Origin of the sequence: Natrinema sp. LN54, from assembly GCF_052439245.1 — an archaeon.
In the GTDB taxonomy this organism is placed as follows: domain Archaea; phylum Halobacteriota; class Halobacteria; order Halobacteriales; family Natrialbaceae; genus Natrinema; species Natrinema versiforme_A.
In genome coordinates, this window is sequence record NZ_JBQVRP010000001.1 from 610,516 (window position 1) to 631,607 (window position 21,092).

Here is a 21,092-nt window from a genome sequence, read left to right on the forward strand (position 1 = left end):
ACGCTCCGGACGGGAGAGCCACAAAACGAGCGTGCGTGCCGATCGGTCGGCGGTTCGGCAAGTCAGTGTACGGGTTGGGATTCGGTCAGTCGCCGATCAGACGCCCCGGCCCTGCATCTTCTCTTCCTCGGGGAGATCGACGTTCGCGTCGCCTTTCATGCTCTTGCCGAGGTTCTTCGAGATCTCGGCGAGGGTCTCGGGGTCGTCCCAGTTGTTGGTCGCCTCGACGATCGCCTCGGCCATCTCCGGCGGGTTCTCCGCGCCGAAGATCCCGCTGCCCACGAAGATGCCGTCGCACTCGTGGTGCATCATGAGCGCGGCGTCGGCGGGCGTCGCGATCCCGCCCGCGGCGAAGTTGACGACCGGCAGTCGCCCCATCTCGGCGGTCTCGTGGACCAGTTCCGCGGGCGCCTCGATCTCTCGAGCGTAGGCCTCCCGTTCCTCGTGTTTCATCCCCTCGAGTTCGCGGATCGCGCCCTTGATCGTCCGCTGGTGGTGGACGGCCTGGTTCACGTCGCCGGTGCCGGCCTCGCCCTTGGTGCGGATCATCGCCGCGCCCTCGTCGATCCGGCGCAGGGCTTCGCCGAGATTGCGCGCGCCGCAGACGAACGGTGCGGTGAAGTCGCGCTTGTCGATGTGGTAGGCGTCGTCGGCGGGGGTGAGCACTTCGGACTCGTCGATCATGTCGACCCCGACGGCCTCGAGGATCTGGGCCTCCTTCGTGTGGCCGATTCGGGATTTGCCCATAACGGGGATCGAGACCGAATCGACGATTTCCTCGACGTCCGCGGGGTCGGCCATCCGGGCGACGCCACCGCGTTTGCGAATGTCCGCGGGGACGGCTTCCAGCGCCATCACCGCGACCGCGCCGGCCTCCTCGGCGATGCGGGCCTGCTCGGGGTCGACGACGTCCATGATGACGCCGCCTTTCTGCATCCGTGCGAAGCCGCGCTTGACGAGATCGGTCCCGCGTCTGAGTTCCTCGAGGTCGGTTTCCTCGGTCATACTACGCGGTTTGGAGCCCCGCCACTTACGCGTGTTCGTTGTGGCCGATTCGGCCGCAGGGGCCGAAATGGTTCGGGAGCCGCGACGTTCGCGGGACACTCGAGCGCTCGAGCGGCCGCGTCACCCGTCCACCCGCTCACCCTCGAACAGGTGCGCACGAACGGACGACCCGTACAGCCGCGCGATGGGTCGTCGCCACAGCCCGAGTTCCTCGGCCAGTTCCGGCGCGACCTCGAGTCGCGTGCCGATCGACGGCCCGAGGCCGAGCGCCACGTCGCCCCGAATTCGGGCCGTCGTCCGCAGAAGCGCGCCGTCTTTCGTCGTGTAACTGGCCATCGTCCAGTCGCGCGCGGTCGGCTCGAGTCGCGGGCGGGAGATTTCGAGACGGACCGATTCGTCTCCGTAGCGGCCGCCGTCGACGACGGTACGGACGCCGTCCGGCCCGTCGGTCACCGTGATAGCGGCCCGTTCCTTGGGATAGCCCCAGATCTCTCGGCCGAGCGCGACCGACGGGTCGGTCGTCACCGGCAGCCAGTGGACGTAGCCGCCGATCTCGCCGTCGGCGAGCTGTGCGCCGGGGAGGCTCGTCCGGCTCCCGCGGACCGCCGGGACGATGACGGCGAACTCGTCGTAGGGCTCGAGTCCGGTCGCGCCTCGATCGCCACCGCCGACGCGATGGTACTGGATCCCGACGAGCGTAACACAGCCGATACCGGGTGCGATCGCGAGCGACGAGAGCCCCGCAGGCAGGACCGCCTCGAGCCGGCTGCGTCGTGCGGGAACGGTAACGCCGCCCATCGCGAACGAGAGCGCGAGCGGGAGCGCGACCTCGTGGCCGGTCGAGAGTCGTTTTCGCGTTCGTTCGTCGACCGTGGTCATGGTCGAGGCTACGGCGGGACCGATCGTAGTAGTACGGGACCGGGCGCAGCGACAACCGCTACTGTTTTGCGGGTTCCGGCCGTCGCGCCGGACAATGACCGCGTCGACGCTGACGGCGGACCGCAAGCGGCCCGACGACGAGTCGTTGCCAGCGTATCTCGCGCCGGTTCCGACGACGCTCGAGGAGTTGGGGCTGCGGTTCGCGTGGCTGGTCGTGGCGATCAACCTCGCGGGGACGGCCTTCGGCTTCTGGTACTACTCGGGGCAGTTCACCCGGACCGCGGCCGTGCTGTGGCCGTGGGTGCCGGACAGCCCGCTCGCGACGCTGTTCGTCGCGCTGGCGATCGCCGCGTGGAAACTGGGCCGCGAGCAGCCGTGGCTCACCGCGCTGGCGTTTTTCGGCAACCTCGTGCTCGGGCTGTGGACGCCGATGACGCTGCTCGCCTTTGCCGACTCCTACGCGTACCTCTCGCCGGTGATGTTTCACTTCCTCTTCTGGAGCCACCTCGCGATGGTCGTCCAGGCGCTGGTCCTCCACCGGATCAGCGACTTTCCGGTGTGGGCCGTCGGCGTCGCCGCCGTCTGGTACTGGAGCAACCTCGTCGTCGACTACTTCGTTCCGATCGTCGGCGAGCCACACCACACGATCATCCCCGTTCCGCGGGACACCGCCATGTTCCTCGAGGCCGACGCGCTCGGCGTGATCGCTGCGGGCGAAGTCACCTTCGTATTGCTCGCAGTGTTTCTCGCGCTCGCGATCCGGGTCAAAAAGTGCGAAGCCGCCCGGAGTCGGGCGTAGCCCCGACTCGAGAACGGCGGTCGTCTACAGGCCGTCGACGGACGCGAGTTCGAGGTACGGATCAAGCAAGCGGGCGGCGGCCCGGCGCTCGACCGTGCCGGCGTCCGCGTCGTACCGCAGGACGTCCGCGTCGATCAGCTTCCGCAGGTGGTTGTGGTGGAACTCGACGGTGATCCGGTCGATCCGCTCGCGAGTCGACTGTCCCTCCCGATCGGCGATTCGGTCGATGAGGTCCTCGAGGCTGACTGCCCCCACTTTCTCGGAGAGGTAGTACAGTGCGTATCGGCGCTGTTCCTCGAGCAAGAGCTCGAAAATCGTGTTCGAGGGAAGGGACCGGTCGGTTCCGACGGGGTTGGCGTCCGAGGTATCTGTCTTCATGGTGCTCTGTACTCGGCTTACACGGCGGCGAACGACATGGCGGCTCGTTCCGACTTCAGCAGAGCACGCGTCACGATTGTCCGGTGTCGTCATAACTATTCTGTTACTGGCGGGGTTTTCGGCCGTATTTCGTGACGTTCAACACGGAGAGACGGACGCGAGAACGGGATAGTCAGAATTCGTGGAGCGACAGCGAGAGCGCGCTGCGGTGTTACTCGAGGATGACGACGGCCGACTCCGTTTCGACCATCTCGCCCTCGCCCGAGTAGGTGCGCTCGAGTTCGACCTCGAACAACTCCTCTTCGAGTTCCTCGCCGGCGACGCGCAGCACGCCGGCGTCGTCGTCAATTTCGTACTCGCCGCTCTCGATGCCGGCGTCGATCTCGCCGACCTTCGAGCCGAACTTCGGGCCGAGCGTCGAGTAGTCGAGGTCGATTTCGGCGACCTCGGTCGTGATCTCCGGCGGCTCCTCGAGCACGTCGAGTTCCCGCACGTGCATCACGTGCTGGATCGCGTCCTCGAAGCCCTCGATGGGGCCGTAGACGGCGACCGACTCGAGGTCGGCGTTCAGCGGTAGCTGGTTCTCGCTCTTGTAGCGACGCAGCGCCGAGATGACTTCCATGGCGGTCTCGCCGGCCTCGAGGTCCGCGTCGTAGCCCTGCGGGGCGGGCCAGTCGCGGGTGTGGATGCTCTCGAGGTCCCCATCGGGATCCGCGTAGACGGCCTGCCAGATCTCCTCCGTCGCGTGGGGCAGGAACGGTGCCCACAGCTCGAGGAACGTGCGGTGGGCGGTCCGCAGCGCGTACTGCGTCGAGGGGTTGTCCTCTCGGGTCTTGGCGATCTCGAGGTAGTCGTCACAGAACGTGTTCCAGAAGAAGGTCCGCAGCCGGTCGCGGGCCTTCGCGAACTCGTAGTCCTCGAGGTGGGCGGTGAGGTCCGCGACGGCGTCGTCTAGCTCGGCGAGGAGCCAGCGGTCGATCGCCTCGAGGTCGGCGGGCTCGTCGGGATCGGCGGGCGCGAGCGTGTCGACGAGTTTCGAGGCGTTCCAGAGCTTGCGCAGGAGCTTCTCGCCGGCCCGGAGGTCCTTCTCCTGATACGGGAAGTCGTCGCCGACCGCGGCGCTCGCGGCCCAGAACCGGACGGCGTCGACGGGGTAGTCCGCGAGCACCTCGTCGGGTGCGACGACGTTCCCCCGCGATTTGGACATCTTCTCGCGGTTCTCGTCTAACACGTGGCCGTTGATCATCGTCGCGTCGAAGGGCACCTCGCCGGTGTGCTCGTAGCACTTGACGATGGTGTGAAACAGCCAGAACGAGATGATGTCGTGGCCCTGCGGGCGCAGATCGAACGGGTAGAGTTCGGGGTTGTCCATCGTGAACGCCTCGCTCTCGGCGTCCCAGTCCCAGCCGGCGTTGATCAGCGGGGTCAGCGAGGAGGTCGCCCACGTGTCGAAGACGTCCTCTTCGGCCTCGAACTCGTCGTGACCGCACTCCGGACAGTGATCGACGGGGGGCTCGTCCGAGAGCGGATCGACCGGCAGGTCCTCACGGTCGGCCATGATCGGGTGATCACAGTCCCCGCAGTACCAGACCGGGAACGGAATACCCGAGTCGCGCTGGCGCGAGATCAGCCAGTCCCACTCGAGGCCCTCGATCCAGTGCTCGTAGCGGGTGAACATCTTCTCGGGGTACCAGTCCATCTCCCGGCCGGCCTCGAGGTACTCTTCCTTGTGATCGAGGATTTCGACGTACCACTGCTTGGAGACGCGGTACTCGACGGGCGTCTCGCAGCGTTCGTGGACCTGCACGGCGTGGGAGATTTCCCAGCGGTCGCGCAGGTAGCCCTCGTCGTCTAAGTCCTCGACGATTGCCTCGCGGGCCTCCTCGGTGGACATGCCCTCGTAGGGACCGGCGAGGTCGGTCATCGTCGCGGACTCGTCGATGGCCACGCGAAGCGGGAGGTCGTGGGCCTGATACCACTCGATGTCGTTCTGGTCGCCGAAGGTACAGCACATCACGACGCCGCTGCCCTTCTCCATGTCGACGCGCTCGTCCTCGATGATCGACACCTCGTGGCCGAAGATCGGAATCCGAGCGGTCTCGCCGACGAGGTCCTGATTCTCCTCGTCGTCCGGGTGGACGAAGACGGAGACGCAGGCCGGGATGAGTTCCGGTCGCGTCGTCGAGATGACGAACTCGTCGCGGTCCGTGCCGTCGCTTGCGAGTTCGAACGCGATGTCGTTGAAGTGCGAGCCGCGCTCGTCGTCCTCCATCTCGACCTGCGAGATGGCCGTCTCGCAGTCGGGACACCAGATCGCGGGCGCTTTCTTCCGATACTCCCGGCCCTTCTCGTGGAGGTCGAGGAAGGAGAGCTGGGAGATCCGCTGGACGCGGGGTTCGATCGTCTTGTACGTGTTGTTCCAGTCGATCGAGGTTCCGAGGTTCTGCATCTTGCGGGTGAAGTCGTCCTCGTACTCCTGACAGACCTCGCGGCAGAGTTCCTGGAACTCCCGGCGCTCGTAGTCCTGATGGCGGATGTCCAGTTCCGACTCGGTCAGGCGCTCGCTGGCGATCCCGTTGTCGTCGTAGCCGAAGGGAAAGAGCACGTCGCCGTCGTGCATCCGCTGGAATCGCGCGGCGAAGTCCTGCAGGGTCGAGCCGTAGAGGTGGCCCATGTGCAGGCTGCCCGAGACCGTCGGCGGCGGCGTGTCGATCGAGTAGACGGTGTTCGGATCCCGCTTTTCGTCGCCCTCGTAGGCGTAAACGTCCTCGTCGATCCAGCGCTGCTGCCAGCGCGATTCGACGGCGTCGGGATCGTAGCCCCCCTCGAGGCTGGGCTCGTCGTCGACGTGTTCGGGCGTATCCGTGCTCATGGTCTCACCGCCCGTCGCGGGCGTGGTCGGTGCGTCGATCGCCGGAAGTGCGGTTGACTGTCGTCCATAGAGTGGTCCGTTGCTCGGTGAATACCGGTCGGCGACAATACATCCGTCGAAACGGGGTGGTGAACGCGGGGCTAGTGCGCCCCTACGAAAACGCCGGCGCGCGGACCGTCGAACGAACCGAACGCAGCCGTGACGGGCGTCGCCATGTGTTCGTTATCGAGCGGCGACCGGGTTAGGTGTTTCGCGTCTCAGCGACCGCGACCGGGCCGTAGACGGGTACTCACGCGCGGGACGAGGACCAGACTGTCGGAAAGCACACGAAGCCACACACCCGCCGCCGCGACGGCACCGATCGCGGCGACCCGACGGCGGCCTCGCGGGCGTCGGTCACTGCTGTGGCGGGTCGTCGAGTTCGATATCGGCTCGGTCGTGGAGCGCGCCGTCCCGGTCCCTGAGATGGGCCGGCGAGCGGTCGTTGTGGACGGCGAGGGCCTCGGAGACGATGCTCATCGCGATCTGATGCGGTGTCTCGCTCCCCAGATCCAGTCCGATCGGCGTGTAGACGGACGCGAGTTCCGCCTCCGTGAACGTTCGGTCCTCCTCGGCGAACGCCTCGAGCATTTCCTCGAAGCGCTTGCTCGGTCCCATCAGACCGACGTAGGGGACCGGCGACCGCACGAGTTCGTCGAGGGCGAGCCGATCGTCCACGAAGTTGTGACTCATGACGACGGCGTACGTCCGCTCGTCCAACTCGAGCGTCTCGCGGATGCGTGCGGGCGCCGTCGAGACGGTGCGATCCGCGGCGGGGAACCGGTCGCTCGTCGCGACGGCCCCGCGGAAGCCGACGACGATCACCCGAAAGTCGGCCAGCGTCGCCAACCGGACGACCGGGGCGACGTCGTGTCCCGACCCGAAGACCACGAGCTCCGGCGGCGCGGCGATTCCGTCGAGAAAGAGCGTCACCGCCGAACCGCCCCTGTCGATCGTGACCGTCTCCGCGGTGCCGGCCGGCGCGAGCGCCGATGCGGACTCCTCGAGCCGGGCCGTCACGTCGTCGGGCCAGGTCCCGGATAGCTCACGGAACTCGCCGGCGTCGGCGTGGTAGTACGCACGATCGCCGCGGGCGAACGCCGCGTCCTCGCTCTCGAGGACCGTGACGACCGTACAGTCACCGCCGTCGTCGACTACGCTCAGCGGTGGTTCGAGTGTGTCGGTGAGCGGTTCGAGGAGGATATCGATCACGCCATTACAGCCGATACCGAGTCCCCACACGTCGTCGTCTCCGCTCAAGTCGAATCGCTCGAGCCGAGGCCGCCCGGACTCGAGGACGGACGCCGCGAGCGAGCGAACTTCGTCCTCGAGGCAGCCCGCGGTGAGGCTCCCGACGCCGTCCCCGTCGCCGTCGATCAGCATTTTCGTCCCCGGCCGGCGGTACGCGCTTCCCTCCACGCGGACGATCGTCGCGAGAACCGCTCGCCGATCCGACGTACACGCCTCGCGGATCGCGCCGAGGACTTCCGTCTCGGGCACGCTCCAGTCTTGCGAAGTCATACCATGACTTGGCCGCTCGTATAATTATACTTTCTCGTGGTCAGGACGGCCGGTCCGCGTTCGCGTCGCCGCGCCCGTCGTACTCGTAGCCGATCCGACCGTGAACGCCGCGAAGCGAGAGCTGTCTGGCGATCTCCTCGAGGTCCGTCGGCCGGGCGAACCCGAACAGTCCGTCGACGAACGGAGCGGCGACCGCCATGCCGCGGCAGGCGGGCTCGTATTCGGCGTCGGCCGCCAAGGGATTGAGCCAGAGGACCGCGTCCGCTCGCGCCGAGAGCCAGTTCATCCCCCGTTCGAGCCGATCGAGTTCGCCGACCTCGAGGCCGTCACTGATCACGAACACGGCCGTCTCTCGGTCGACGACCTCGGGGTAGTCGTTCCGAAGCGTCGAGAGCGCGTGCCCGATCTTGGTGCCACCGCCCCACTCGGTCTCGGCCCGCTCGAGGGCCGCGATCGCGCGTTCGGACGACGGTTCGTCGAACTGCGCCGTGACCTCTCGCAGGCTGGTATCGAAGAAGAAGATGCGGACCGATCGCCAGTCGGCGTGCAGCTGCCGAAGGACGCCCAGCAGAAACCCGCGATCGACGCTGTCGAGGACCGAACGGCTCACGTCGACGAGGACGACGGCGTTCACCGCCGTTCGATCGTAGTCGTATCGCTCGACGTCGAGAACTGTTCCGCCGGTCCCGAAGCTCCGGCGCAGCGTCCGGCGGACGTTCAGTTCGGAGCCCGTCGGCGCATCCGTGAAGCGTCGCCCCCGTTTCCGTCCCAGTACGCGACCGATCCGATCGAGCGGGTCCCGAACGTCCGCGGCCGTCGCCGTGACGGCGTCGACGGCGAGCGGTTCCGAGCGACCGGTCCGCGTGGACAGCGCGTGGAACCCGTGCCTTCGGTCCGTTTCGGTGTCGGGTTCGTCGTCTCCGCCGACGGACGCGTTCGATTCCGTCACGGACGACCGGGCGCGTTCGGTCCGCTCGAGCGAGTCCGCGGTATCGCCACCCCCGTCCCGACTCGAGGCACCGCCCCGTGGCACCGCGAAGGGCTGCGTCGCACCGTCGCGGGCCGGAGGCGATTCGGCGGTCCCCTCGCCGGTGAGTCTGGCCCAGAAGGCCGGAAAGCAGCGTTCGAACGCGGCGATGTCCGGCCGTCGAGAGATCAGCGCCGCCCGAAGGGCGACACGGACCGTCGGCTCGTCGTACTCGGTGAGCGCTGCGAGGGCTCGAACGGCCGTCACGCTCGCCGTCGGCGGGACGGTCGCGCCCTCGGCCCGGAGCGCGTCGGCGAGCCTCACTACCTCGTCTACGACGTGGTCCCGGACGATCTCGAGACCGGCGGACTCGGGGGGATCGGTCACTGCGCCTCCGTCCGCTCCCGAGCGTCGCGGGCCGCCCGGGCGAGGGTCTCGAGGAGCTCGTCGTCGATACGGGACGCGTCTTCGACCTCCTTCAACAGACACGACAGGGTCCGATCGATCAGCGGCGGCGAAAGCGACGCCGCGGATTCGCTATTCCCGTCCTCGCTCGCGGATCGAAGCTCGAGGAGCGCGCGAGACCAGTCCAACGTCTCCGCGATCCCCGGCCGTTTCAGCAGGGGCTCCTCGCGGAGCCGCTGGACGACGCCACAGATCTCCGCGGCGGTCGCGCCGTCCAGCTCCGGCACTTTCCGCTGGACGATCTCTCGTTCCTTTTCGAACGACGGCGGTTCCACGTGGAGGTACAGACAGCGCCGCTTGAGCGCGTCGCTGAGGCCGCGCGTTCGGTTCGACGTGAGCAGGACGATCGGGGGAACCGACGCCTCGATCGTCCCCAGTTCCGGTACCGAGACCTGGAAATCGGAGAGGAACTCGAGCAACAGCGCCTCGAACTCCCGATCGGCGCGGTCCACTTCGTCGATGAGGAGGACGGCGGGGCGGTCGCGGTCGCCCGAGAGCGCCCGGAGCAGGGGCCGCTCGAGCAGATACTCCTCGTCGAACACCGAACCGTCGTCGGTGACCCCGCGCTCACCGGCCTGCACCGAGAGCAGCTGTTTCGTGTAGTTCCACTCGTAGAGCGTGTTCTCGGCCGCCAACCCCTCGTAGCACTGTAACCGAACGAGGTCGGTCTCGAGCCCGTCCGCGAGCACCTTTCCTAACTCCGTCTTCCCGCTCCCGGGTTCGCCCTCGATGAGCAGCGGCTTCCCGAGCCGGAGCGCGAGCAACACCGGGATCAGGATGTCGTCCTCGGCGACGTACCCCGTTCGGTCGAAGACCCGTCTGAGATCCGCCTCGGTATACTCCGCGAACGGGGTGGCGGTCGGCTCAGTCATGCGCGCTCGCGGTGAACAGGCATCGGTCCGCTCCGAGCCATCGATAGTCATTGGTTCGCAGATCCATTGGGAGTTCGTCTCGTTCCACGGTGTTCCAGACGGTAAATCTTCCTCGAGAAATAGTCACCGAGGCGAACGGTCGGTCGAACGAGCAGGCCGAGATATCGGTGCCGGGGTCGCACTCACAGCGGGCACTGGCGGCCGGTCACGATTCCTCGCGCGGCACTCGTCGCGATCGGCGGCCCGGGTCTCGTCCGCGATATCGACGAGCCGTCCGATGACCCGGACTGACGGCATCCGCGTCCGAATGACGGGAAACCCGCCTCGAAAACTCGGGTCGGAAATCGGCGACGGAGAGGCGTCACCCGTGGACCAGTACGGGTCAGCGGCGGAATTCCGTTGCGAACCTATTTACCGTAATGTGGTGACTAGGTCGTGTGGGATTGTATCACGGGTATCGTGAACAGTCCACTGACTCGAGTAACGCTACTAACCGGAGGAAAATGAATGACGACACACGGTATATCGGTAACAGTGAACGGAGAACAGCACGACCTGACCGTCCGACCGCGGACGTTGCTCGTGACGGCGCTTCGAGAGGAACTCGGGTATACCGGGGCGAACGTCGGCTGTGAGACGGGGCGGTGTGGCGCCTGTACCGTCAGAGAGAACGGCGAGACGATCAAGTCCTGTACTCGCTTGGCCGTGCAGGCCGACGGCTCGGAGATCGAGACCGTCGAAGGACTCGCCGACGACGGCGATCTCTCGGCCCTGCAGAAGCAGTTTCAGGAACAGCACGGGCTCCAGTGTGGCTACTGTACGCCGGGGATGCTCATGAGCGCCGACACGTTCCTGCGGGAGGCCGACGACCCGTCTCGCGAGGAAATTCGAGAGGCGATCGAGGGCAACCTCTGTCGGTGTACCGGCTACCAGAACATCGTCGACGCGATCGAGGCCGCGGCCGAACAGTCGGGTGAGCACCGATGAGCGACGCCGATTCGACCGGTGAGTCCGGCGCCGACAGCGGTGGCGCCTTCGGCTCCGCCATCGAACGCGGCGAGGACGTTCCGCTGCTGACCGGGTCCGGGGACTACACCGACGACATCTCCCTGCGCGGAACGACGCATCTAGCTATCCGCCGGTCCGATCACGCCCACGCGAGAATCGAGCGGATAGACACCAGCGACGCGGCCGCGATGGACGGCGTCGTCGCGGTGTACACGGGCGAGGACGTCGTCGAAAGCGGCGTTCCGAACACGATTCCGACCGCGTGGGACCTCCCCGGCCTCGTGCAGCCGCAGTATCGCATGCTCGCCACGGACAAGGTTCGCCACGAGGGGACCGCCGTCGCCGCCGTCGTCGCGGAGACGCCACACGTCGCCCACGACGCGCTCGAGCGGATCGCGGTCGAGTACGAACCGCTCGAGCACGTGACCGATCCGGTCGAGGCGGTCGAGCGCGACGTGCCGCCGGTTCACGAGGAGGCCGCGGACAACGTGGCCTTCGACTTCGAACTGGGCGAGGAGGAGGCCACCGACGAAGCGTTCGCCGACGCCGATCGGGTCGCGACCGTCGACCTCCGACAGCCGCGCATCATTCCGAACGCGATGGAGCCGCGAGCCGCCCTCGCCGACTGGGAGGACGCGACGGGGAAGTTACGCCTATGGATGACGAGTCAGAACCCGCATCTCCATCGAATGCTGCTCTCGGCGGGGACGCTGGGCCTTCCGGAGAACAAGATTCAGGTGATCGCTCCCGAGGTCGGCGGCGGCTTCGGCAGCAAGATCTACCACTACCCGGACGAGGCCGTGACGGCCTGGTGCTCGATGCAACTCGGCCGGCCGGTGAAGTGGCAGGCGACGCGCTCGGAGAGCTATCTGACCGACTGCCACGGGCGAGACCACGCGACGACCGGCGAGATCGCGCTCGACGACGACGGGACGATCCGCGGGGTTCGAGTCGAAACCCACGCCGGGCTCGGCGCGCAGCTCTCGCAGTTCGGGACCGCGACGCCGTCCTACCTCTACGCGACCGTCCTCTCGGGCCAGTACGCGATTCCGGCGATCCACTGCCGCGTCGTCGGTGCGTTCACGAACACGACGCCCGTCGACGCCTATCGCGGTGCGGGTCGAGCCGAGGGGATCTACGTGATCGAGCGACTCGTCGACGCCGCGGCCCGGGAACTCGAGATGGACCCGGCCGAACTGCGGCGGCGGAACCTCGTCCAGCCCGACGAGTTCCCCTACGAGTCCGCCGCGGCGCTGGTCTACGACAGCGGCGAGTACGAACGCGCGATGGATCTGGCGCTCGAGCACGTCGACTACGACGACTTGCGCGAGCGCCAGCGCGAGCTTCGAGACGAGGACCGATACATCGGCATCGGCATCGGCAACTTCGTCGAATCCGCGGGGCTCTCGCCGTCCGGACTCGCGGGGGATCTCGGCGCGCAGGCCGGCGGCTGGGAGAGTTCGATCGTCCGGTTCGACTCGACGGGATCGGTGACGGTCCTCGCGGGGACGGCGGATCAGGGGCAGGGCCATCGAACGACGTACGCCCAGATCGCCGCCGAGGAACTCGGCGTCTCCGTCGACGACGTCGACGTCGTCGAGGGGGACACCGATCGGATCCCGCAGGGAATGGGGACCTACGGCAGCCGGAGCGCGTCGGTCGGCGGCGGCTCCATCGCCCGGGGCGCCCGCGAGGTCCGCGAGAAGGCCCGTCGGATCGCCGCCCATCAACTCGAGGCGAGCGTCGACGACATCGAGTTCGAGGACGGCGAGTTCCGCGTCGCCGGCGCACCGGATCGGTCGCTCCACATCCAGACGATCGCTCACGAGGCGTATCTCGGACACGACTTGCCCGAGGGAATGGACCCCGGCCTCGAGGAGACCAACTTCTACGATCCGGAGAACTTCACCTACCCCTTCGGGACCCACGTCGCAGTCATCGAGGTCGATCCCGAAACGGGCGATATCGAGATCCGACGCTACGTCGCGGTCGACGACTGCGGGGAGATCATCAACCCGATGATCGTCGAGGGACAGGTCCACGGGGGGATCGCGCAGGGGATCGGTGCCGCGCTCTACGAGGGCGCAGCGTACGACGACGACGGGCATCTCCAAACCCGTCGGATGGACGAGTACGCCGTCCCCCACTCGACGCAGTTGCCCGATTTCGAAACGGACAGCACGGTGACGCCGAGCCCGCACAACCCCCTCGGCGTGAAGGGCGTCGGCGAGTCGGCGACGATCGCGGCGACGCCGACCATCGTGTCGGCCGTCGCGGACGCGCTCGAGCCGTTCGGCGTCGACCACCTCGACATGCCGATCACGCCGGAATCGGTCTGGCGAGCCACGGAGGGCGATCGCTGATGTACGTGAACGATTTCGACTACTACCGAGCGGACAGCGTCGACGACGCCCTCGAGTTACTCGGCGACCACGACGGGGCCGAACTGGTCGCCGGCGCGCACGGGCTGTTGCCGCGGATGAAGACGGGAGACGAATCGCCGCCGGCGCTCGTCGATATCGGCCAACTGAGCGGGCTCGATGCGATCGAAGCGGCGGACGACGGAACCGCCGTCTCGGTCGGCGCGCTCGCCACACACGCCGAGATCGCCGAGTCCGAACCCGTCCGGCAGCACGCGGCCGCGCTCGCCGACGCCGCGGCCGAGTTGGGCGACCCGCAGGTCCGAAACGGCGGCACGATCGGCGGCAACCTCGCCCACGGCGACGCGCGCTCGGACCCGCCGGCCGCCCTGCTCGCGCTCGACGGGGCGCTCGAGGTGCGCGGGGCGGACGGCGAGCGGACGATCGACGCGACCGATCTCTTCGAAGGGCCGTTCGAGACGGCGGTCGACGACGACGAGATCGTCACTGCCGTTCGGCTCCCGACCGACGACGACGCCGTGAGCGCCTACCGCAAGCGTCGCGATCCGCTCTCGGGCTACGCGATGGTCGGCGTCGGCGTCTGGCTCCGCACCGACGGCGAGGCGATCGAGGGGGCTCGGGTCGCCGTCACCGGCGCGACGACGACGCCGACGAGACTGCCGGCCGTCGAGGACGAACTCGAGGGAGCGGCGGTTTCCGAGGAGACGATCACCGCGGCGGCGGCCGAGGCCGGAACCACGGTCGACGACGAGGCGTTCGTTTCGGACGTGCAGGCGACCGCCGAGTACCGCTCCCACCTCCTGACGATCGACACCGAGCGCGCGCTGTACGACCTGCTGGACGACGTCTGATCGCAGCGCGTTCCGGCCATTCGACGCGGGTCGTCCGACCGCGCAGGGCTTCCGCTCGCTCGAGAGAGTGTCGGACTGGAAGGAGAACCGCGCGCGGACCGATCGGCCGAGTCGAGCGACGGACGACCCGCGGTCACGGCTGGTCCGTGGACTCCGACTCGTCGTTGGAGTGGGCCCGTACCCACAGCTCGCCGATCCGCGACAGGCGAGTTCGATAGGACTTGCCGTGTTCCTCGCGCTCGATGTAGCCCTTGCCGCCCGGACCCAGCCGATCGACGTTGTAGATGACCTTCGACCGGAAGCTGTCGGTGTACTCCTCGTTCAGTTCGCGGGCCAGCGACTCCGCGAGTTCGGAAACGGAGTCGAACTCGCCGTCCTCGCCGAGTTTGTAGAGGATGAGTTCCTCGAAGGGCTTGACGTTCGAGAAGGAGGCGACCGGCAGCTCGACGATGTGCTTGCCGTCGATCTCCTTCGCGCCGATGGTCGTCCCGCGCTCGTCGAACTCCGAGAGGAGGTCGCGGGCGCTCTCGAGACGGGTCCCGACCCGGTCGTTCTCGATCCCCTCCTCCGTCTCCCGGAGATCCTCGAGCAGCGCGATCTGCTCCCTGAGTTCCTCGGCGAGTTCGGTCTCGAGGTACTTCTCGGGGGCGGTGTAGTAGGTGTGGATCCCCTCGCGGTCCTCCTGGCGCTCGACCATCAGGGAGTGGGCGGCGTTGGCGAATGCGAAACTTACGGTTCGGGGCATCGCGGCGACGTTGACCCAGACCTCGTTGCCGGAGTCGAGTTCCGCGGTAATGAGTTCGTAGGCCTGCTCGAAGGCGTCGTCGTAGTCGTAGACGTCCTCGAGGACGAACCGCTCGGTCTCGGCCCCCAGCAGGTTCTCGAAGTCCGTCTCGAGTTTCTTTGAGAGGTGGCGAGAGTACTCCACGTTGGCCTCGCTTCCGACGGCCCCCTCGAGCAAGATGACGCTGTCGACGTCGATCTGATCGCGCACGAGCGGCGCGATCAGCCGGTCGTAATCGAAGCCGACCGGAACGATGTGGGTTTGCATGGTCGACAGTTAGGCGGGGCGGTTACAAAACCTCCGAGTCGTCGGCCGGCTACTCGGTCAGCGGCATGATGATGCCGAAGACGAACGGCGAGGCGAAGCCGATGGCGAAGCCGATCATCGTCAGCGCGTAAAACAGCGTGTTCTCCCACTGGGGGAGCGATCCGAAGAACGCGTGTCCGACCAACTCGCTGCCCGCGCCGATGACGAAAAGGGTGAGTCCGAGGAAGAACCCCCGCTTCGCGAGCCGCGAGTAGTCCGGGCCACTATAGTATCCCATACGTGGTGGTACACGGCCGCTCCATTAATTATTTCGACATTCCGATGTCCGGTTCGAATCCGACCCCGTCACTCCTCGGTCGCACTGTCGTCCGCGGCCTCGAGGTCGAGCCCCCGGAACAGGTCGACGATCGCCTCCCGGTCGCGGGCCGGATCGACGTCGAGGGCGGCCCCGAGCAGGTCCGCGCCGTCGGGTGCCTCGAGCGGCAACACGCCACCGGCCATCACGTACGCGTCGGCGGCGGGCCAGACGGCGACGTGCGCTTCGGCGTCGATCGTCGCGCTCCCGTCGGGTGCGCCGTCACCGCTGTCGCCGTCGGCCGCGTTCTCGGCGTTGATCGGATACGCAGCCTCGAGCACGGTGAGGTGCCCGACCGCCCCGTCCGGCCGATCGATGTACTCGCTCGTTCGTTCCCCGCCGACCGCGATGTCGTCGTCCTCGAGCGTCTCGACGAACTGGTCGCGGACCTTCGGCGCAGCCGTCTCGAGCGCGTCGGCGGCGTCGAGGCCGATGGTAGACAGCGACGGCGACACGCTGAGATCGACGGTGAACAGCGACCGCGCCGGGATGTCGCCGCCGCTCCGGAGCGACTCGAGCGCGTCGGCGGTCGATCGGTGTTCGAAGATCGTCGTCTCGGCGGTCACCGTCGCGAGCGAGATGCTGGTTTGATCGGTTCGGGCTCCGAGACGGTCCCACGCGTCGGCGACCGCTGGCGGCAGATCGATGGCCATCGACGGTGCGTACGCGGCCGGGGCCTTTCGGCGTGGCGGTTGCGACAGCGTCATCCGGGCTGCGAGAAGTCGTTGCCGGCACAACCCCAACCCCAGAGCGGTCGGGGTTGTGCCGGGAAATCGGTACAGCGATCCGTCTCAGTCCGCGCCCAGCCGATCGAAGTAGATCGCACGCCGTTCGGCGGCCGCCGGCGAGGTCAGCAGGGAGGCGACGACGGTGACGACGAGGCCGAGCCCCATCCCGACGAGACCGGCCGACCAGCCCCCGTAGGAACCGGGAACGACGCTGAGGAAGAGACTCGAGACGTAGAAGGCCTGACTCGCCACCACGCCGGCGGTGATGCCGGCTCGCGTGATGCGTCGCCAGTAGAGCGCGAGCAAGACCGGCAACGCGAGTTGGGCGAAGCCGCTAAAGGCCGCGTCGCCGAGTTCGAACAGCGTCGCGGGCCGACCCAAGCTGGCGAGAAACGCCGCGCTCGCGAAGACCACGACGCCGCCGCGGGCGATCAGATCCTCCTGGCGTTCGGAGAGTCGGACGCCGAAGAACGCGGCGATCGGCCGGAAGAGGTCCCGCGTGAAGTACGACGAGCCCGAGAGCAGCATCGAGTCCGAGGAGGACATCATCGCGGCCATCGCGCCGGCGATGACGAGCGCGGCGAACCAGGTCGGCGTGTACTCAGCGAGGACCAGCGGCAGGACGTTCGCACCCTCGGGAACCGCGACCTTGAGGCCGGCGGCCCACGCGCCGAGCATGAACGAGGGGACGAACAGCAGGACACAGAGGATCGGCCAGAGGGCGAACGAGCGCTTGAACACGGTTTTCGAGCCCGCGGCGAAGAACCGCTGGTTGACCTGCGGGAACATCGCGACGCCGAAGCCGATCGTGATCGCCGTCGAGAGCATCCACGGGACCGTGTAGTAGTCGCTCCCCAGCGAGAGGAAGCCGCCGGTTTCGGGGTTCGACGCGAGCGCGTCCGTCGCAGCCCCGGGACCGCCGACGGCCGCGAGCACCCACAGCAGGGCGACCCACGTCGTGACGAGCATGAACGCCCCCTGCAGCGTGTCGGTCCACGCGATCCCGCGCATCCCGGCGACGACGACGTAGAGGATCATGAACGCGGTGATCAGTCCCGCGCCGGCGGCGTACGGAACAGCGCCGTCCGTTAGGGCCTCGAGCGCGGTGCCGGCCCCGACCTGCTGGAGCATGACGTAGGGGAAAAGCCACAGCAGGCTGACACCGGCGACGAGGCCGCGGAGCCACCCGGAGCCGAAGCGGTCGCCCAGCATTTCGCCGAGGGTGACGTAGCCGAACTGCCGGCCGAGCAGCCACTGCTTGTAGCCGACGACGTACCAGAGAATCGCGAAGATGATCCCGTCCATCAGGCCCATGACGAGCACCCACTCGGGACCCTGCGCGTAGGCGATGTTCGGCCCGGCGAAGAAGGTAAACGCCGACAGGAGCGTCGCGAAGGTAGTAAACAGCAGGACGACCGTCCCGAGCGTTCGACTCGCGAGGTAGAAGTCCTCGGCGGTGCGGTCGGTCAGCCGGTAGGCGACCAGCCCGACAGCGAGGGCGATCAACAGGTAGCCCACGATAATCGAGAGCTGAAGCGTGACCGCGTTCACGGCGAGTCACCTCCGGGTCGGCCGTCTCGAGCGCGCTCAGTTCGGGTCCTGTTCCCGTCGAGCGAGTCGGTATCGCGTCCACCGGTTTCGATGCCGATTCCCCACGCGCGCTGGGTGAATACCCAGAAGACGGCCGACGCGAGCACCATCCAGCCAATGTGCCACCAGAGCCATATCGGCAAGCCGGCGACGACGGTCGCCGATCCCCACAGGAACCACGGAATCGCGAGCGCGGCGAGGACGATTCCGACGGCAATCCAGCCCCCCAGTTCGGTCCGTCGCATGTGCGACGGTTTGTCCCGACATGGGTAACCTTTACTGTTCGAACAACGCTATCGAAGAGATATATTCATCGAACTACCGCCCCCGGCTTCGTGGTGCGGTTTTCGGTAGCTGAAATCGCTCTTTCACCGAGGAAAAAGAGTATATGTGTTTGTCATCGAATAGGAAGCGAACCTCGTATGGCCCGTCTCTTCCCCTTTCGCTCCGATACGGCCGCCGAAGAGGGCCAACCGCGCGTCGTCGACCTCGAGGGCGAGGACGCCGACGCGGTGTTCGGCGCGCTCTCCTCGACGACGGCCCGACGGATCTACTCCCGACTCGACGACGAACCCGGCACCCCTAGCGACATCGCCGACGCGGTCGATTCCTCGATTCAGAACGTCCGCTACCACCTCGAGAACCTCAAGGACGCGGGGCTCGTCGAGGTCGTCGACACGTGGTACTCCTCGCGCGGCAACGAGATGAGCGTCTACGCGACGACCGACGGGCCGCTGATCGTGACGAGCGACGAGTCGCGGGCGACGCAGTTGAAGGAGGCGCTGTCCCGGTTTATCGGCGGCGTCGGCGCGCTGGCGGGCGGCAGTCTACTGGTTCAGTACGCGATGACCCAGTGGCTCGCTCCGTCCGGAACGGGGTCGACGGCGGGCGGGGGGACACAGCCGGCCGGGACGACCGACGACTCGAGCGGTGAGAGGACGACCGACGAGACGGCGGGTGACGCTGGTACCGAGACGACGGATGGGGGCGATGCTAATGCCGGAGCGACGGACGAAGGCGACGGTCTCAGCGCCGCGGACGTCGGTACGTCCGATCAGAACGGGTCCGAAAGCGCCAGCAACGGCGACGCCGGCGGCGGGGGCGCAGATCCCGGATTCGACGCCGACAACGAGACGCTCCAGAACGCGACCGACGGGGGCGCGGAGGCGATCGATACGGTATTCGGCTCCGTCCCCCCGGGGCTGCTCTTCTTCCTCGGCGGGCTAGTCGTCCTGCTCGCGATCACGGCGTACTGGTACTGGTACCGGCCGTCGTATTGACCTCGAGCGGCGGTTCGATTCGCAGTGGCCGACCGAATCGGCCGGGGTGTGTATGGCGCTTTTCTGTTGTCACGAGAGCGGGCACTCGCTCGTCGCGGCGCCCCGGCCTCTCGAGGTTTGCTGGCAGCGGACGCCGCGGCCGACCAACTCCTGCGGAGGTCAACAGCTATTTGCCCCTCACGAACGAAATCCTATATAAATCGGTCTCTGTACGCTCTCCGCGTCACCGCCCCTCCCGGGGACAGATCTCCAATGGAAGACACGTCGAAATACCTCATTCACGCCTCCGTCACGGCTGACGGGATCGTCGAGCGGAGCGATGTCGTCGGTGCGATCTTCGGTCAGACCGAAGGCCTGCTCGGCGACGACCTCGATCTCCGCGACCTCCGCCAGTCCGGCAAAGTCGGCCGCATAGACGTCGAAATCGCAAGCACTGGTGGCCAGTCCCACGGCCACGTCACGATCGCGACCAGCCTCGATAAAGTCGAAACGGCGACCCTCGCCGCCTCCCTCGAGACGATCACCCGGGTCGGTCCCTGTCGGGCCGACCTCGAGGTCGACGAGATCGAGGACGTCCGAGCGGCCAAACGCAAGGAAGTCGTCGACCGCGCGAAGGAACTCCTCCGGACGGGGTTCGACGACACGATCATGTCCTCCGACGAGATCCTCGCGGAGGTCCGCCAACAGGTCCGCGTCGAGGACATCACCGAGTACGAGGGCCTGCCCGCGGGACCCCGCGTCACGGACAGCGACGCCATCATCGTCGTCGAGGGCCGGTCCGACGTGCTCACGCTGCTGAAGTACGGCATCAAAAACGCCATCGCCGTCGAGGGAACGAACGTCCCCGACGCGGTGGCCGAACTCACCCGCCACCGCACCGTCACGGCCTTCCTCGACGGCGACCGCGGCGGCGATCTGATCCTCGAAGAACTCTCCCAAGTCGGCGACATCGATTACGTCGCGTTCGCCCCCGCCGACAGCTCGGTGGAGGATTTGGATCACCACGAACTGTTCGCCGCGCTCCGGAACAAGGTCCCCTACGAGACCGTCTCGGAACTGAACGAACCCCGGGAGGCGGTCGCGGCCACGGACGGCAGTACGACGCCGGCACCGCGGCCGTCGGAACGCGAGACCACGTCTCCGGCGGTCGCCGACGAGCCCGACGGTGATCGAGACGACCGCACAGAGTCCACGACGGCCTCGAGTGAAGCGAGTGACGCGACTGACGCGGTGGCCGACTCGAGCGAGGCCGCGACGGATCCCGATGCCGCCGACGGAACGCCGGCGAGAGCGAAGACCGAACGAACGGACGCGGAGCCGACGGGGACCGCGGCGCAGTCCGCCGACGGGCACGAAACGAGAGCGGGCGACGCTGACGAGACCAGCGCAGGGGCACGGGCCGAATCCGCATCCGCGGCCGACGCGGAGACCGGGCCGGAAACCGTCTACGGGCACGCGACTGCGATCATCCGGTCGGAAACCGGTCGCGTTCGATTCCTCGACACCGACGGCGAGGCGATCGGTGAAGCCGACGCGGCCGATGTCTACGACGAGCTCGAGGGGCTCGAGCCGGTGCCGACGACGGTCGTGCTCGATACGGTCCTCGACCAGCGGCTGCTCGATCTGGCCGCCGACCGCGGCGTCGAACGAATCGTCGCGCGCTCGCTCGGCCAGTTCACCAAGCGCCCGACCGGGGTTCGAATCCACGCGATCGACGACGTCGCGGAACGGCCGCCGAACGGGAACTGATCGACGACCGATTCCCAGTCGCCGGTACCGGTCCGAGCCGTTGATATACCGTCGGTACCGAGCGACGCACGATGACACCTCCGCCGATGGCTGCGGTCGCGCTCCTCGGAGTCTGGGCACTCATGACGCTCTGGGTGACGGGCACCGCCGCGGCCGGCCAGTCGCGAACCGACGAACAGTTCGATCCGCCCGGTCCCGATGCGCGACGCGGGCGGTCCGACGGAACGGCGGACGACTGCTCCTCGGAGCCGTCGTTTCCCGCCGCTGACGATTGAGTCGCGACCGTTCGAACTCGAGTTTTG

The 21,092-nt window shown here is 67.4% G+C and carries 19 protein-coding genes; 7 read left to right on the forward strand and 12 right to left on the reverse strand.

Going from position 1 to position 21,092, the window contains the following annotated elements; genetic code table 11:
* Nucleotides 1-96 precede the first annotated feature (96 nt).
* The gene (gene pdxS / locus ACT4ML_RS03040) at nt 97-1,005 is read right to left on the reverse strand and encodes a pyridoxal 5'-phosphate synthase lyase subunit PdxS (protein ID WP_138243942.1); all 909 of its coding nucleotides are present in this window, start codon (nt 1,003-1,005) and stop codon (nt 97-99) included.
* 120 nt (nt 1,006-1,125) lie between these two features.
* Entirely contained in the window at nt 1,126-1,884 is a 759-nt protein-coding gene (locus tag ACT4ML_RS03045) for an acetoacetate decarboxylase family protein (RefSeq protein ID WP_444719537.1), read from the reverse strand.
* Nucleotides 1,885-1,978: 94 nt separating this feature from the next.
* On the opposite strand from ACT4ML_RS03045, the gene ACT4ML_RS03050 reads away from it, so the two are divergent.
* On the forward strand, nt 1,979-2,683 hold the full coding sequence (locus ACT4ML_RS03050) for a DUF1405 domain-containing protein (protein ID WP_444719538.1): 705 nt from the start codon (nt 1,979-1,981) through the stop codon (nt 2,681-2,683).
* A gap of 24 nt (nt 2,684-2,707) precedes the next feature.
* Here the strand turns inward: ACT4ML_RS03050 and ACT4ML_RS03055 are convergent, their stop codons facing one another.
* From ACT4ML_RS03055 to ACT4ML_RS03075, 5 genes are all read right to left on the reverse strand, one after another.
* The gene (locus ACT4ML_RS03055) at nt 2,708-3,061 is read right to left on the reverse strand and encodes a DUF7344 domain-containing protein (RefSeq protein WP_444719539.1); all 354 of its coding nucleotides are present in this window, start codon (nt 3,059-3,061) and stop codon (nt 2,708-2,710) included.
* Nucleotides 3,062-3,272: 211 nt separating this feature from the next.
* The gene (locus ACT4ML_RS03060; protein WP_444719540.1) at nt 3,273-5,933 is read right to left on the reverse strand and encodes a valine--tRNA ligase; all 2,661 of its coding nucleotides are present in this window, start codon (nt 5,931-5,933) and stop codon (nt 3,273-3,275) included.
* Between the two features lie 396 nt (nt 5,934-6,329).
* Nucleotides 6,330-7,493 (reverse strand): XdhC family protein, encoded by a 1,164-nt coding sequence (locus tag ACT4ML_RS03065; RefSeq protein WP_444719541.1) that lies wholly within the window; start codon nt 7,491-7,493, stop codon nt 6,330-6,332.
* A gap of 40 nt (nt 7,494-7,533) precedes the next feature.
* Complete coding sequence (locus ACT4ML_RS03070) at nt 7,534-8,847, reverse strand: VWA domain-containing protein (RefSeq protein WP_444719542.1); 1,314 nt, start codon at nt 8,845-8,847, stop codon at nt 7,534-7,536.
* On the reverse strand, nt 8,844-9,797 hold the full coding sequence (locus ACT4ML_RS03075) for an AAA family ATPase (RefSeq protein WP_444719543.1): 954 nt from the start codon (nt 9,795-9,797) through the stop codon (nt 8,844-8,846). The genes ACT4ML_RS03070 and ACT4ML_RS03075 overlap by 4 nt, the downstream gene beginning before the upstream one ends.
* A gap of 507 nt (nt 9,798-10,304) precedes the next feature.
* Here ACT4ML_RS03075 and ACT4ML_RS03080 point away from each other — a divergent pair.
* Genes ACT4ML_RS03080 through ACT4ML_RS03090 form a run of 3 tightly spaced genes read left to right on the forward strand, consistent with a single transcriptional unit; the run spans nt 10,305 to nt 14,037 of the window.
* Nucleotides 10,305-10,784 carry a (2Fe-2S)-binding protein gene (locus ACT4ML_RS03080; RefSeq protein ID WP_138243934.1) on the forward strand — a complete coding sequence of 160 codons (480 nt, stop codon included), beginning with the start codon at nt 10,305-10,307 and terminating at the stop codon, nt 10,782-10,784.
* The gene (locus ACT4ML_RS03085) at nt 10,781-13,168 is read left to right on the forward strand and encodes a xanthine dehydrogenase family protein molybdopterin-binding subunit (RefSeq protein WP_444719544.1); all 2,388 of its coding nucleotides are present in this window, start codon (nt 10,781-10,783) and stop codon (nt 13,166-13,168) included. Before ACT4ML_RS03080 ends, ACT4ML_RS03085 begins: the two co-directional genes overlap by 4 nt.
* On the forward strand, nt 13,168-14,037 hold the full coding sequence (locus ACT4ML_RS03090) for an FAD binding domain-containing protein (protein WP_444719545.1): 870 nt from the start codon (nt 13,168-13,170) through the stop codon (nt 14,035-14,037). The genes ACT4ML_RS03085 and ACT4ML_RS03090 overlap by 1 nt, the downstream gene beginning before the upstream one ends.
* Before the next feature lie 133 nt (nt 14,038-14,170).
* Here ACT4ML_RS03090 and ACT4ML_RS03095 read toward each other — a convergent pair whose 3' ends face one another.
* The 5 genes from ACT4ML_RS03095 to ACT4ML_RS03115 all read right to left on the reverse strand — a co-directional run bounded on the left by ACT4ML_RS03095 (nt 14,171) and on the right by ACT4ML_RS03115 (nt 18,006).
* Complete coding sequence (locus tag ACT4ML_RS03095) at nt 14,171-15,088, reverse strand: HFX_2341 family transcriptional regulator (protein WP_444719546.1); 918 nt, start codon at nt 15,086-15,088, stop codon at nt 14,171-14,173.
* Between the two features lie 49 nt (nt 15,089-15,137).
* Nucleotides 15,138-15,365, reverse strand: a complete 228-nt coding sequence (locus ACT4ML_RS03100; RefSeq protein WP_138243930.1) for a DUF7860 family protein — start codon at nt 15,363-15,365, stop codon at nt 15,138-15,140.
* A gap of 68 nt (nt 15,366-15,433) precedes the next feature.
* Nucleotides 15,434-16,096, reverse strand: coding sequence for a hypothetical protein (locus ACT4ML_RS03105; protein WP_444719547.1), 663 nt, complete (start codon nt 16,094-16,096; stop codon nt 15,434-15,436).
* 138 nt (nt 16,097-16,234) lie between these two features.
* Nucleotides 16,235-17,722 (reverse strand): sodium:solute symporter family protein, encoded by a 1,488-nt coding sequence (locus ACT4ML_RS03110; protein ID WP_444719548.1) that lies wholly within the window; start codon nt 17,720-17,722, stop codon nt 16,235-16,237.
* A complete protein-coding gene (locus ACT4ML_RS03115) occupies nt 17,719-18,006 on the reverse strand; it encodes a DUF3311 domain-containing protein (RefSeq protein WP_444719549.1) in 288 nt (95 codons plus the stop codon). The genes ACT4ML_RS03110 and ACT4ML_RS03115 overlap by 4 nt, the downstream gene beginning before the upstream one ends.
* Nucleotides 18,007-18,183: 177 nt before the next feature.
* On the opposite strand from ACT4ML_RS03115, the gene ACT4ML_RS03120 reads away from it, so the two are divergent.
* From ACT4ML_RS03120 to ACT4ML_RS03130, 3 genes are all read left to right on the forward strand, one after another.
* Nucleotides 18,184-19,041 carry an ArsR/SmtB family transcription factor gene (locus tag ACT4ML_RS03120; protein ID WP_444719550.1) on the forward strand — a complete coding sequence of 286 codons (858 nt, stop codon included), beginning with the start codon at nt 18,184-18,186 and terminating at the stop codon, nt 19,039-19,041.
* 252 nt (nt 19,042-19,293) lie between these two features.
* A complete protein-coding gene (gene dnaG, locus ACT4ML_RS03125; RefSeq protein WP_444719551.1) occupies nt 19,294-20,790 on the forward strand; it encodes a DNA primase DnaG in 1,497 nt (498 codons plus the stop codon).
* 71 nt (nt 20,791-20,861) lie between these two features.
* Entirely contained in the window at nt 20,862-21,065 is a 204-nt protein-coding gene (locus ACT4ML_RS03130; RefSeq protein ID WP_444719552.1) for a hypothetical protein, read from the forward strand.
* Nucleotides 21,066-21,092 lie beyond the last annotated feature (27 nt).